Below are 12,837 nucleotides of genomic sequence, written 5' to 3'. Positions count from 1 at the left end.
CTCAATGACGCACCTCACGCAAGCGCCCTCCCAGCAGGAACCAGAACAGGCTGTAACTGACCAGACCGGAGATGACCAGCAAGCCGGTACGCCACACCCTGCCAAACACAGCTTCGGGGTAGTCAAGCAGTGGCCAGCCGAGCAGTAACCACAGCACCAGCGCCATCGCCACCGACGCTGCCAGGGCGCGCACTACAGAGGCCCGCCACAGCTCAACACCCGGCAAATCCCCCTGGCGATGCAGGGTAATGGCCAGCAGACCAGCGTTGATCCAGGCCGACAACGAGGTGGCCAGCGCCAGGCCAACATGAGCCAGCGGCACAATCAAAATCAGGTTAAACACCATATTCAGCGCCATGGCCCAGATACCGATTTTGACGGGCGTTTTGGTATTCTGGCGGCTGAAAAAAGCCGGCGCCAGAATTTTGATCAGCATAAAAGCCGGCAAACCCAGCGCATAAGCCATCAAACTCCCGCTGCTTTGCTGCACATCGAACAGGGTAAAGGCTTTATATTGAAACAACGTGGTCAACAGTGGCCCGGCCAGCACCAGCAGCGCCGCCATGGCTGGCAAGCCGATCAGCAATACCACTCGAATCGCCCAGCCGAGGGTCTGCTTAAAGGACTGATGATCAGACTTGGCCGCACTGTGCGACAACTTCGGCAACAACACCGTGGCAATGGCGATACCAATAACGCCCAATGGCAACTCAGACAGCCGGTCTGAGTAATACAACCAGCCTACAGAGCCATCCTGCAGCAGTGACGCCAGCACCGTATCCAGCAAAAGGTTAATCTGACTGACCGATACCCCGAACAAGGCCGGAATCATCAGCACACCTATGCGACGCACGCCGGGGTGCCAGCCAAACCGGTATGGCTGCCAGACCCCAGCGGAGATCAGCGAAGGCCATAACCACACCCATTGCAGCAAGCCCGCCAGCATCACACCCCAGGCCAGCCCGGTCATCGGCACATCAAATTGGGGAGTCAACCAGAATGCCGCCGCAATCAGACACAGATTCAGGATCACCGGCGTCACGGCCGGTGCCGCAAAGCGACCATAGGTATTGAGCACCGACTGGCCCAGGGCCGTTAACGCAATAAACCACAAATAGGGAAAGGTCAGTCGCAGAAAATCCGCCGTCTGCTCCAGCTTAACGCCATCATCATGAAACCCCGGCGCAAACACCCAGGCCACCAATGGCGACCCCAGCATGGCGATCAGCGTAATAAAGCCAACCACAGAGCCCAGCGTCCATTGAGTCGCCGCCACCAGGCGACGCACCCCGTCATCCCCTTCCGCTTCGCGCACCGAAGCCAACACCGGAATAAATGCCTGATTAAACGCCCCCTCAGCAAACAGACGCCGCAGAAAATTAGGAATTTTAAAGGCGACAAAGAAGGCATCCATCGCCCCGCCCGTACCAAACAACACGGCGAACACCGTATCCCGAACCAACCCAAGCACACGAGACAGACCGGTGGCGCCGCCAACTATGACGGAGTTACCCAGAATACCCCGGGTCTTGCGACCGGAAACGGCAGGCTGCTTTGGCAGATCAGGCTCTGTTGGTGTAGGCGTAGTCATGGGTGCACATAAAGGCCGATAGAGAGTTCAAGATTGGGCGCCAGTCTACCGGATACTGGAAAACGGGTCTTGCGTCTTTTTAGGAGGCTATAACCCGTGTCATGAGTCAGAAATCCGCTGGGTAACTTTCCTGGGTGGTAACCACTGCCTTTGTGGGAAGCGGGCTGTCGGGTACGCCAACTGGAGGCACGCCGTAAATCCATCCATGGAGGCTCGAAGACAAGATATGAATCCCTTCCATGGGATTCACCCTCCGGGCTCGCTACGCTCATGCTAAAACGCTCCCGGCGTTTTAGTCCATGTTGTCTAACGGCCACCAGTAGGCGCACCCGACAGCCCTTGGATACCTAGCCGGTTAATCTTCACGAATTTCTGACTCATGACACTGGCCCTGCTCTTATTTTTTACGCTGGCAAAACCCTGAGTGTTAGGTGCCGGGTAGGCCTATTCAGGGAAGTCTGAGGCATGGATGCCGAAGCCTAGGCCCCATGGACGGGTTCACGCCGACCCTGAATAGGCCTACCCGGCAGCTGACACGGACTCAAGCCACCAAAACAAACCACAGTGGTGCCAATCAGCCATTGACAGCTCGGGTTCAAAAACCTAGAATCGCGCCCCTCAAATTTGACTCCCAATCCCAGTAACCGACTATTAAGGAGCTGCCCGTGGCAAACTCTGCTGGTTCTAAAAAACGTGCTCGTCAGGCAGTGAAGCGTCGCGCGCACAACGCAAGCCTGCGTTCCATGGTTCGTACCTACCTGAAAAAGGTAGTTGCTCAAATCGAAGCCAAAGACTTCGACCAGGCGACCAAAGCACTTACTACCGCTCAACCTGTTGTTGATGGTATGGCCCGCAAAGGCATCATCAGCAAGAACAAGGCTGCTCGCACCATCAGCCGCCTGAACGCTCGCGTAAAGGCCCTGAAAGCCGCTTAATCGGCCCTCAGTACAGCCTTACGTTTAAAAACCGGCCCCGAGCCGGTTTTTTTGTGCCCGGGATTGGCGTTCAACCAGCTCACCCAGGTGAGTTCAAACATCCGCTCTGGCTCTGTTGACGTACTCTCAGTATCCTGTTCATTCAGCCATACCGAGCCCCTTCATGACTCAGAGAACCGCGACAACACGCCTGTTTCGCCTCGCCCTGCCCGCTTTGCTGGCATTCACCCTGGGCAACCCGGCCAACGCCCATGAATTCTGGCTGGAACCGCTCCAGTATCGCATCGACGTCAACAAGACCGTGCAGGCCGACATCAAAGTCGGCGAGAACTTCAAAGGCAACACCTACGCCTTCTTCCCCAACCGCTTTGTTCGATTCGAGCTGCACCACAACGGCCGGGAGCGCCCGATCAGTTCTCGCCTCGGCGCCCGGCCTGCTGCCGCTCAGGCTGTCGACAGCCATGGCCTGACCACCCTGACCTACGAATCAACCTACACCGAACTCACCTACGACGACCCGGCCGTGTTCGACAACTTTCTCACCCTGGACGGGCTCGACTGGGTACGCCAGGCCCACAAAGAACGTGGATTGCCGGACAGCGGTTTTACCGAAGTCTTTCGCCGCTTCGCCAAAACCTACATCGGCACCGGCCATGCCGAGGGTGAAGACCGGTTGATTGGCTACCCGCTGGAATGGCGCCTGGAAGACAACCCCTACACCTTACCCGGGCAAGCGCCACTAACCGCGACGCTGTTTTTAAACGACGAACCTTCAGCCGGAGTGCTGGCCCGGGTGTTTATGAAATCGGGAAATGAAGACGCCGAAGAACTCCGGCTGATCACCGATGCGAACGGCCAGATCAGCATCCCTTTTCGGGCAGATACCGCCTTCCTGGTCAGCAACGTGCACATGAAAGAACCCCCGGCTGATGTTGCGGAAGAAACCGGCGCCGTGTGGGAAAGCCTGTGGGCCTCTGCGGTGTTTTATAGGGAATAAGATTGAGCGGTGAGCTTTTAGTGTCGAGAATTAAGCTGGGTATGGCCGTTTGTAATTTATTTTAGAGTCGACTAAAAAAGACCCCCGGCTTACACTGGCCGGATAATTCCATTCAGCAAGCTCTTCCGGCATGAAAAAAAACGACACCGAACAGATTCGAGCGGATAACCGCGTAGACATCATCAACACCTTGCGCGTGTTCGGCCCGCTGGCCCGTGTCGATATTGGCCAGATCACCCGCCTGAGCCCAGCCACGGTGACGGCCATCACCTCTGAACTGGCAGAGGCCGCCATCATTAAAGACGTAAAGGGGCCGGATGTTAAAAGCGGCCGCGGACGCCCCCGCGTGTTGATTGATCTCAACCCCGGGCACGCCTCAGTGCTCGGCATTAAGCTTTCGATCAATGAAGTGCGGTTAATGCTCGGTGACCTGAAGGGTAACATTGCCCATGAGACCGTGGTGGTGCAGAAGACCCAGCGCCATGACCAGGCGTCATTGAACGAGATGCTGGTCGAACAGGCCAGACGTTTTCTCGAACAACACCCCGAGCACGCTGCCCGGCTGGTCAGCGTGGGTATCGCTATTCAGGGGTTTGTTGATGTGCACAAAGGCGACGTGGTCTGGAGCCCGGCGTTAAACATCAAGAACGTTAACCTGACGCGTGCGCTGGAAGCCGCCTTTAACTGCCCGGTTGAGCTCGCGAACGACGCCAACAGCATTGCCTACGCCATTCAAAAAAACCCAAATTACAGCCAGTGCAATAACTTTGTGGTCATTATGATTGGCTATGGCGTCGGTGGCGGCCTGGTTGTGAACGGCCATTTATACAGCGGCCATTTCGGCGCGGCGGCGGAATTCGGCCACACCAAATACAGTCACGAAGGGCCTCAGTGCGCCTGCGGCAAGCGCGGCTGCATTGAAGCCTACGTCGGCGACTACGCCTTGTATCGCGATGCCAGCGCCGTGATGGATTTGCCAGCCACAGACCGGCGCCATCCGTCGGAAAAACAGATGCAAAAGCTGACCGAGCTTGGCCATCAAACGCACCCCTATGCCGTCGACCTGTTTCACCAGGCGGGGAAAGTATTGGGTTATGGCATTGCCAACATCCTGGCTCTGCTGAGCCCGGAGCGCGTGGTCGTAACCGGGCCTGGGGTACGCGCCTACGACCTTATGGAAGCCGGTATTCATGAGGGCATTAGCGAAGCCCTGGTGCCCGAGTTAATAGGCCGCTCTCAGGTAGAACCCTATTCCTGGTCAGAAGACATGAGCGGTAAAGGGGTTATCGCGCTGGCCCTGAAGCATTTTCGCTAACGGCTGAATACCCCTCCAAACTCCAAACCTGCCACAAACCTTTGCTACCGGCCTAGGAGTCTGTCGGGGTTGGTTGGGTGGCATTGGTCCGCAACGGCTACCGGGGGTGCCCCTGTGGGGTCGGCGTAGATCCGTCCATGGAGCCTAGACCGCAGCGTCCCTGCTGCGGACTACCCCACAGGGGCACCCCCGGTAGCCGCCGCTTGTCACCTCAGTGAACGCCGAAACTTGGGCTCTTAACCGTACAACACACGGTTCACCCGGTTTTCCAGCATTTCCTGACGGCTCGACACTGGTTGGGGATCAATGCTGTTATCGACCGCGTATTTCGCCGTCGCGGCCAAATCCATGTCGCCACCGAGTATTTTCCGCCCCAGCTCGCTCTGCCAACCGGCATACCGCGCTTCGACAAAATTACTCAACACCCGGCCTTCATAAAGCTCAGCAGCCTTAATGTACGCCAGAGCCATGGTGTCCATGGCGCCAATGTGGGCATGAAACAGGTCGTCGGCCGCGATCGACGTGCGACGCAACTTGGTGTCGAAATTGAACCCACCGGTGTTAAAGCCACCGGCCTTAATGATTTCATAGCAGGCCAACGTCATGTCTTCGACGCTATTGGGGAACTGGTCGGTATCCCAGCCGTTCTGATAGTCGCCCCGGTTCGCGTCTACCGAGCCCAAAATGCCGAGTGCCGAGGCTGTTGCCAGCTCGTGCTGAAAGGTATGACCGGCCAGGGTGGCGTGGTTCACTTCAATATTGACCTTGATTTCACGCTCCAGCCCGTGCTTTTGCAAAAACCCGAATACGGTGGCGCTATCATAGTCGTACTGATGCTTGGTGGGTTCCTGTGGCTTGGGCTCGATCAGGAGGGCGCCCTTAAAACCGAGCTTGTGTTTGTATTCCACCACCATCTTCAGAAAACGGCCCAGCTGCTCCTGCTCTTGCCGCAGGTCGGTATTGAGCAGGGTTTCATACCCTTCGCGACCACCCCACAGAACGTAATTGGCACCGCCCAGACGATGGGTCGCCTCCAGTGCCTGTTGCACCTGAGAAGCGGCGTAGGCAAACACTTCCGGGTCCGGGTTGGTCGCGGCGCCGGCCATATAGCGCTTGTTGCCAAAATTCTTGGCGGTGCCCCACAACAGCTTTACGCCGGTCTCAGCCTGTTTAGCCTCGGCGCGGTCAATCATCTCGGCCAGGTTGTTGCGGCTCGCGCGGATATCAGCCCCTTCCGGCGCGATATCGTAGTCGTGAAAGGTCCAGAACGGTGCACCGAGTTTCTGGAAAAAGTCGAACGCCACGTCCATCTTCTGATGCGCCAGCGCCATGGCATCGGTTCCCTGGTGCCAGGGCCGGTCAAAGGTGCCGTCACCGAAGACATCGGCGCCGTTCCAACAGAAGTTGTGCCAGTAGCACACCGCGAAACGCAGGTGATCTTTCAAGGGTTTACCGAGCACCTGTCGCTCGGCGTCATAGTGCCGAAACGCGAGCGGGTTGGTGGTCTCCGGCCCCTCGAATCGGATCGGTTCTATTTCGTTAAAAAAAGCGGGCATGGTCAGTCCTCCTGGGTGAATAGAGCATTGAGAGGCGCGGTGTGCTGATACAGCTTGCGATACAATTCGAGCCGCTGGCGGTAGTACTCCGCTTTCCCGGCATCGGGCAGGTGGGTTTCGACAATGGCTGGCGGCGGGCAGACCGAATCGATCTGCTCCGGGCTGTCGCCGGTAATGCAGAGCTGCGCCAGCCTGGCGGCACCCAGGCCCGGGCCGACCTCACCACCCTCCCGAAAATGCAGCGGGCGCTGCAGAACATCGGCGATGATCTGTCGCCACCGCGGTGAGCGTGCGCCACCGCCGATCAGGGAAATATCATCAAGCGGCGTGCCTGCGGCCAACAAGGCGGCCTCGCCGTCGGCAATGCTGAAGGCCACGCCTTCGAGCAGAGCGAGCGTCATGTCGGCACGCGCGGTACGCGATGTCATGCCGAAGAATTGTGCTCTGGCAAGCGGATCATTGTGCGGTGTTCGCTCACCGGTCAGGTATGGCAGGAAAATAACCTCGGTGCTGGTTTTACTGGCGTTCTCCACTTCTGCCAGCAAGGTTGCAACGTCGACCTGCTGCAGCCGCGCCCACCATTCCAGACTGCTTGCCGCACTTAACATAACGGACATCTGATGCCAGCGACCGGGCAGACAATGGCAAAACGCATGAACGGTGTGCTCGGGGGCTGATTTGTGCGCCTCGCTGACCACAAAATAAACACCCGAGGTACCCAGCGAAATAAACCCCTGGCCGGGCCGTGTGACCCCAACACCAAGCGCACCGGCCGCGTTATCGCCAGCTCCGCCTGCCACGGGCACGGCATTCAGGCCCAGTGCCGCCGCAGCGTCATCGCTTAACGGCCCACTCACCCGGCTGCCCTCGATCAGAGACGGCATATGCTCACGCCCAAGACCGGTGGCTGCCAGCAATGCATCGTCCCAATCACGCTTGCCCGGGTTCAGCCACAGTGTGCCGGCGGCATCCGACATTTCCGATACATAACGACCGGTCAGGCGATAACGCAGGTAGTCTTTGGGTAATAACACCGTTTTAGTACGGGCAAAGGCATCGGGTTCATGGTTTTTTACCCATAGCAACTTGGGTGCGGTGAAACCCGGCATCGCCACATTGCCACTGCGCTGTCGAAAATCCGCCAGCGACGCTTCAAGCTGCTCGCATTCGGCCGCGCTGCGACCGTCGTTCCACAAAATACAGGGGCGTATCACCTGGCCTTTTGCATCGAGTAACACGGCGCCATGCATATGGCCCGCCAAACCGATGGCCCGGATGTCATGCAGATCGATCTTCGCCGACAACTGACGAACAACCGCCACCGTTGCCTGCCACCAGGCTTCCGGGTCTTGCTCAACCCAAAGCGGCTGGGGGCTGTGGGTCTGCAGATTAACCGACTCTGTGGCTACCAACCCGCCTTGCGCATCGGTCACCACCGCTTTCAGACTCGAGGTTCCAAGATCCAGCCCCAGATACATAACGCCTCTCCAACAACCGCCAAAACGGTATTCAGTGTTTTATTTTTACTCTAGAAATTATTATTGTCAAAACACCGCAGAGAGTCAACCGCTTTTGGGTGGAGTGAGCTGCGAGCTTCTAGCTGAGAGCTATGAGTAAGACCAGAAGAGGTTTAATCTTGTAACTCGTAGCTCTAAGCTCGCAGCTCAAAACCTCCCTTCATTGAAGTCGGCAATGGCTTGCTGAACTTCATCCACTGTGTTCATCACGAAGGGGCCGTACTGCACGACGGGCTCCTGAATCGGGTCACCTGCGACCACCAGCAATCGGGTATCGGCGGCTGTGGCGGTCACTTCCAGCCCTTCGCCATCGCCCAGAATGCCCAGGTGCCGTTCCGGCAAGTCAGTTTGCCCGATGTGTGCAGAGCCCTGGTAGATGTACACAAAAGCCGATTTATTACCGGGTATGTCGATGCGCTGCGTCGCTCCGTCGTTCAGGTGAAAATCCAGGTACAGCGGGTCTGTCACCACATCCTCCACCGGGCCAATCACACCCTGGAAGTTGCCCACCAATACCTTGACTTTGCCGTTTTCAAGTTCAACTTCGGGGACCTGCTCGGGGCGGATGTCCTGATAGCGCGGGGCTGTCATCTTGTGCTTGGCTGGCAGATTTACCCAGAGCTGAAAACCCCAGACCGGGCCATCTTCCTGATTGGGCATTTCTTCGTGCACAATGCCGCGACCGGCCGTCATCCACTGAATCGAGCCCGGTGCCAGATAGCCGGTATTGCCCTGATTGTCACCGTGACGAAATGCGCCTTTAAGCATATAGGTAACGGTTTCAAAGCCCCGGTGCGGATGCATCGGAAAGCCCGCCATATAGTCGGCCTTGTCGTCCGATTTGAATTCATCGAGCATCAGGAAAGGATCGAGATTCTTCACATACTGGTTACCGATCACCCGGGTCAGCTTCACCCCGGCACCATCTGAAGTCGGGATACCTTTGGCCACTTGCCGAACGTTGCGTAATGTAGACATGGAATTGCCTCCTATTCTGTTTCAGTTCTGTTTCAGTTCTATTTCAGTTCAGTTTTTACTCTGTTTCGAATAACAACCAGTCTAGGCAGTTGCAGCAGGGCCCGTAAGCGGAATATATTGCCTCTACATTTCAAAAAAACTGAACCTTCATGGCCCACAACCCAATTTCACTGGACCTGCTGCGCGCGCTCGATGCCATCGACCAGCGCGGCAGCTTCGCCGCCGCCGCTGAAGCCCTGCACAAAGTGCCTTCGGCGCTGACCTACACCGTACAAAAAGTCGAGCAGGATCTGGGCATCGACCTGTTCGACCGCAGCGGCCACCGCGCCAAAATGACGCCAGCCGCCCGGCTGATTCTGGAAGAAGGCCGCGGCATCCTGCGCAATATCGACAATCTGGCCAGCTCGGCCAAGAAAATCGCCAGCGGCTGGGAACCCGAACTGCGCATTGGTGTCGACACCATTTATGAACCGGTCCGGCTATATCCCCTTGTCCATGAATTCAACGAAGCCAACCCCTACATCAAGGTTCACCTGATACACGGCTCACTGTCGGGTACCTGGGAAATGCTGATCAACGGCGAGGCAGACCTGATACTCTCGGCCGACAACCTCGACCCGAAACTAGACGGCTACCAGACCGAACGCTTCGGCCAGATGAGCATGGTATTCGCCGTCGCCAAAGACCACCCCCTGGCGCAAAACGCCTGCGAATGGCGCCACGAAGACATAGAAGCCTACCCGACCATCGTCGTCAGAGACTCCACCAAATTGATGACACCCCGCACCATAGGCTGGACCCGGCAAAACAAACTGATCACCGTACCCTCAATGCGAGACAAAATAGAAGCACAACTGGCCGGACTGGGTGTGGGCTACCTGCCAAAGCACAGAATTCAGAGTTACCTGGATTCAGGAGACCTGGTGCAAGTAAAACTGCAGGAGACAAACCCACCAACCTCAGGCGTCAAAGCCTGGCGGACCGGCGTAGGTGGCAATGCGTTGAACTGGTTCAGGGAGCGAATTACAGAGGAAGTATTGGGGTTAGAAGGGAGTTAATAGCTAACAGCTAGATCTTAAACCGTCTTTCATGGTTCACGTCAATATTGTTTCACGTCTTTAGCTGTCCAACGTCTGTTGTTGTCTTGCGTCTTTAACTGCCCTGCGTCAGTTAATGTTCCACGTCTTTCAATGTTATGTTTTTCGTCTTTTGCTTAGGCAAAAAAAAGCCACCCCAAAGGGGGTGGCTCTACTTCTTCATTCAGAGGAATCTGAATTAGAAAGCGTAGGCAGCAGACAACTGAATGTTGTTCTGCTCATTGTTGAAGTCACTATCAGCCTGCAGATCGTAGTGAGCTGAGTATACAACACCATTTTCCTGGGTGTATGAAGCGCCAACTTCGATAAACGGAGACTGAGCATCTGTGTCCAGGTCAGTAACTTCTACAGAACCATAAGCACCGATCTGACCAGCAGAATAAGCAACTTCACCTAGAGCAGTATCACCGCCATCAGCAGCTGTGTAAGTGTACTCACCGGTAAACGTCAGCACGTCTACGGTGTAAGCAGCACCAGCCAGGAGCTCCATGCTGTCGTCTACAAATACACTGCCACTATCCTGATCCATACCATTCAAGTAAACGGACAGAGCCTCAACCGGGGTTGCGCTAAGTTCGAAGCCGTATTCCAAAACAGCATCGTCGTGGAAACCGTTAGCACCGCCTTCTGTTGTAACTGAATAACGGTTGAAACCGACTTTGGCTGTAATCATATCCATGGTATAGGTTGCGCCAGCACCCACATAAGTGTAGGGGCTATCATCGTCACCACCAAAGCTAGAAGTCCTAAGCTGAGCTTCAGCGACATAACTCAATGCGTCCGCTTCACCTTGGTATTGAACAGCTACACCGTAATCTTCAGTGCCGTCCATTGTAACGTCATCAGACTCTGTAGTGTTCACGCCTTCAAGCTGAACGGCCAGACCATCCATGGTGTAGCGGAAGCCAGCACCAACTTCACGGCCTTCTGAATATTCAGACTCGTCAATGCCACCAACGTTAAACGCATTTCCGTCCAGAATATCGTCGTTTGAATCACCCATGTCATACGCGTATTCATGAGTCAGGTCCACCAGACTACCAACCTGGCCAAAAGAAAATGCGCCATCGGTGATTACAATGTCGGTAACCTCTGTTGTCACAGCGTTATCATCATCTGCTGTGAATACAAGGTTGGCAGAGAAGGGACCATGAACAACACCCAACTTGGTCTCAAGTCCCCAAGCTTCACCCGCTGTGGCGCTGTCAAAATCATCACGCTCATCCAACTCAACGTCGATAATGGTTCCAACGTCATCGCCTGAAGTATTTGTCAGACCGGTGTCGGCCATGTTGATAACAGTCAAAAACTCCATAGAGCCAGTGAAGCTCCATTCGGTCTCAGTAGCACCACCTTCGTGAGCAGCAGCGTTTGCCTGGGCAGAAATAGCCAGAGCCAATGCGGTTACCGCAACGCCAGAAGCAATTTTAATCGCTTTCATTCAAGATTCCCCTTTTTATTTCAACTGGTTTGGTGACCAGACTTCTCGATGAGCCATCGTTGTTTCAGTGTCGGTACGCTACCGATTGGGTAACCAATAACGAATCACAACACTTCAGTCAATCGACAACCATTATTTTTATATCCTGCCGCATGTATATTACAACCACGTTGCAGAGTCAAAACGTTACTGAACAAAAGGTGACGTGTTTCAAAAAACCGCTTCCCAAATAACGATCTCATTCTGACCTGTCTGGCCGATCCGACTGATTGTGCTTTTTACCGAAGTAAGTCGGCACACCTGATCGGGAGATTATTATTGGTCGGCTGCGTTTTGATACGCGAGCGTCTTACTCCCCTTGCCCAGGATTGATCGAGAATGCCTCAATCAACGTCCACGACCTATCAAACCAGAGGCCGGTTTATCGGTCAACCCATTTTTTTGCGTTTTTTTGACGCTCTGGTGATTCTTTGAACAACCGGTCGATGCCCGTGGTGAGCGGCTTGGCCGACTTTTCGGAATTTTTTTGACAAAGGTTGAAATCGATATCGCGACGGCCAGGGAAATAACCCGGCGCTCGGTGATCGAAATTTAACCCAGTGTTATGCAACTGAATCACAGAAACCAACCTAAAAAATCTTTAATTTCAATGGGGTAGCGATAAATATCAATACCTTGGCGCTAACATCACAGTACCCCCACCTACGCTTACCCAAAATGGGACGGGCTCTAAACGTCTAAACAAGTGATAAAACCTGAGTGAGTATTGTCGACTATATTAAAGCCCCAGCACGGCTTCCATATCGTACAGACCGGCTGGTTGCTCATTCAACCACTGGGCGGCACGCACGGCACCACGGGCAAAAGTCTGACGGCTACTGGCTTTGTGGGTGATCTCCAGGCGTTCACCCTCACTCGCAAACAGCACGGTGTGCTCCCCTACAATGTCGCCAGCCCTCACCGTGGCAAAACCAATGGTATCGTCGGCGCGCGGCCCTTCCTGGCCCTCACGGCCGTATACAGCGCACTTGGCCAGATCGCGGCCCAGCGTCTCCGCCACAGCCTCGCCCATGCGCAAAGCCGTACCACTCGGGGCATCGACTTTATGACGATGATGCGCCTCAATGATCTCAATATCGCTGGACTCACCCATCACCCGGGCCGCCATTCGCAAAAGCTGAAGTGACAGGGTCACCCCAACGCTGTAATTCGCCGCAAATACCAATGGGATGGTTTCTGACGCCTGCTTTAATTGATTAAGCTGGGCTTCGTTAAAACCCGTAGTGCCAATCACAATCCGTTTGTCACTTCCTTGGAGCTGATCGAGATGCGCAAGGCTAACTTCAGGCGTTGTGAAGTCGATCACAATATCGGCATCCGCAAAGGCTGTTTTGGCATCGGCCGTTAATA

11 protein-coding genes are annotated in these 12,837 nt (G+C 55.3%); 4 read left to right on the top strand and 7 right to left on the bottom strand.

Annotated features, from left to right (window positions below; genetic code table 11):
- Nucleotide 1: 1 nt before the first annotated feature.
- On the bottom strand, nucleotides 2-1,591 hold the full coding sequence (murJ, locus tag WEB54_RS02145; RefSeq protein WP_368053004.1) for a murein biosynthesis integral membrane protein MurJ: 1,590 nt from the start codon (nucleotides 1,589-1,591) through the stop codon (nucleotides 2-4).
- Between the two features lie 665 nt (nucleotides 1,592-2,256).
- Between murJ and rpsT the strand changes: the two genes are divergently transcribed.
- From rpsT to WEB54_RS02130, 3 genes are all read left to right on the top strand, one after another.
- Nucleotides 2,257-2,526, top strand: a complete 270-nt coding sequence (rpsT, locus tag WEB54_RS02140; protein ID WP_028670554.1) for a 30S ribosomal protein S20 — start codon at nucleotides 2,257-2,259, stop codon at nucleotides 2,524-2,526.
- 163 nt (nucleotides 2,527-2,689) lie between these two features.
- Nucleotides 2,690-3,523 (top strand): DUF4198 domain-containing protein, encoded by an 834-nt coding sequence (locus tag WEB54_RS02135; protein WP_368053003.1) that lies wholly within the window; start codon nucleotides 2,690-2,692, stop codon nucleotides 3,521-3,523.
- 130 nt (nucleotides 3,524-3,653) lie between these two features.
- Complete coding sequence (locus WEB54_RS02130; protein ID WP_368053002.1) at nucleotides 3,654-4,838, top strand: ROK family protein; 1,185 nt, start codon at nucleotides 3,654-3,656, stop codon at nucleotides 4,836-4,838.
- 236 nt (nucleotides 4,839-5,074) lie between these two features.
- Here the strand turns inward: WEB54_RS02130 and xylA are convergent, their stop codons facing one another.
- The 3 genes from xylA to WEB54_RS02115 all read right to left on the bottom strand — a co-directional run bounded on the left by xylA (nucleotide 5,075) and on the right by WEB54_RS02115 (nucleotide 8,889).
- A complete protein-coding gene (xylA, locus tag WEB54_RS02125; RefSeq protein WP_368053001.1) occupies nucleotides 5,075-6,394 on the bottom strand; it encodes a xylose isomerase in 1,320 nt (439 codons plus the stop codon).
- A 2-nt stretch (nucleotides 6,395-6,396) separates the two neighbouring features.
- Nucleotides 6,397-7,872 (bottom strand): xylulokinase, encoded by a 1,476-nt coding sequence (xylB, locus tag WEB54_RS02120; protein ID WP_368053000.1) that lies wholly within the window; start codon nucleotides 7,870-7,872, stop codon nucleotides 6,397-6,399.
- Between the two features lie 186 nt (nucleotides 7,873-8,058).
- Nucleotides 8,059-8,889, bottom strand: a complete 831-nt coding sequence (locus WEB54_RS02115; RefSeq protein ID WP_368052999.1) for a pirin family protein — start codon at nucleotides 8,887-8,889, stop codon at nucleotides 8,059-8,061.
- Nucleotides 8,890-9,038: 149 nt separating this feature from the next.
- Here WEB54_RS02115 and WEB54_RS02110 point away from each other — a divergent pair, with 149 nt between their 5' ends.
- On the top strand, nucleotides 9,039-9,947 hold the full coding sequence (locus WEB54_RS02110; RefSeq protein WP_368052998.1) for a LysR family transcriptional regulator: 909 nt from the start codon (nucleotides 9,039-9,041) through the stop codon (nucleotides 9,945-9,947).
- Between the two features lie 217 nt (nucleotides 9,948-10,164).
- On the opposite strand, the gene WEB54_RS02105 is transcribed toward WEB54_RS02110, so the two are convergent.
- The 3 genes from WEB54_RS02105 to dapB all read right to left on the bottom strand — a co-directional run.
- Nucleotides 10,165-11,427, bottom strand: a complete 1,263-nt coding sequence (locus WEB54_RS02105; RefSeq protein ID WP_368052997.1) for a hypothetical protein — start codon at nucleotides 11,425-11,427, stop codon at nucleotides 10,165-10,167.
- Nucleotides 11,428-11,848: 421 nt separating this feature from the next.
- Nucleotides 11,849-12,046, bottom strand: a complete 198-nt coding sequence (locus WEB54_RS02100) for a hypothetical protein (RefSeq protein WP_368052996.1) — start codon at nucleotides 12,044-12,046, stop codon at nucleotides 11,849-11,851.
- Between the two features lie 159 nt (nucleotides 12,047-12,205).
- Nucleotides 12,206-12,837, bottom strand: a 632-nt coding sequence (gene dapB / locus WEB54_RS02095) for a 4-hydroxy-tetrahydrodipicolinate reductase (protein WP_368052995.1), incomplete at its 5' end; no start/stop codon positions are given.

The organism is Saccharospirillum sp., from assembly GCF_040881935.1.
In the GTDB taxonomy this organism is placed as follows: Bacteria; Pseudomonadota; Gammaproteobacteria; order Pseudomonadales; family Natronospirillaceae; genus Saccharospirillum.
Note: the sequence above shows the minus strand (reverse complement) of the source record. Positions and strands in the feature narration are given on the sequence as shown.

Bases quoted from the DNA above. Each gene is read 5' to 3' on its own strand.
- murJ (WP_368053004.1), bottom strand. From the start codon at position 1,591: ATGACTACGCCTACACCAACAGAGCCTGATCTGCCAAAGCAGCCTGCC.
- WEB54_RS02135 (WP_368053003.1), top strand. From the start codon at position 2,690: ATGACTCAGAGAACCGCGACAACACGCCTGTTTCGCCTCGCCCTGCCC.
- WEB54_RS02130 (WP_368053002.1), top strand. From the start codon at position 3,654: ATGAAAAAAAACGACACCGAACAGATTCGAGCGGATAACCGCGTAGAC.
- xylA (WP_368053001.1), bottom strand. From the start codon at position 6,394: ATGCCCGCTTTTTTTAACGAAATAGAACCGATCCGATTCGAGGGGCCG.
- xylB (WP_368053000.1), bottom strand. From the start codon at position 7,872: ATGTATCTGGGGCTGGATCTTGGAACCTCGAGTCTGAAAGCGGTGGTG.
- WEB54_RS02115 (WP_368052999.1), bottom strand. From the start codon at position 8,889: ATGTCTACATTACGCAACGTTCGGCAAGTGGCCAAAGGTATCCCGACT.
- WEB54_RS02110 (WP_368052998.1), top strand. From the start codon at position 9,039: ATGGCCCACAACCCAATTTCACTGGACCTGCTGCGCGCGCTCGATGCC.
- WEB54_RS02105 (WP_368052997.1), bottom strand. From the start codon at position 11,427: ATGAAAGCGATTAAAATTGCTTCTGGCGTTGCGGTAACCGCATTGGCT.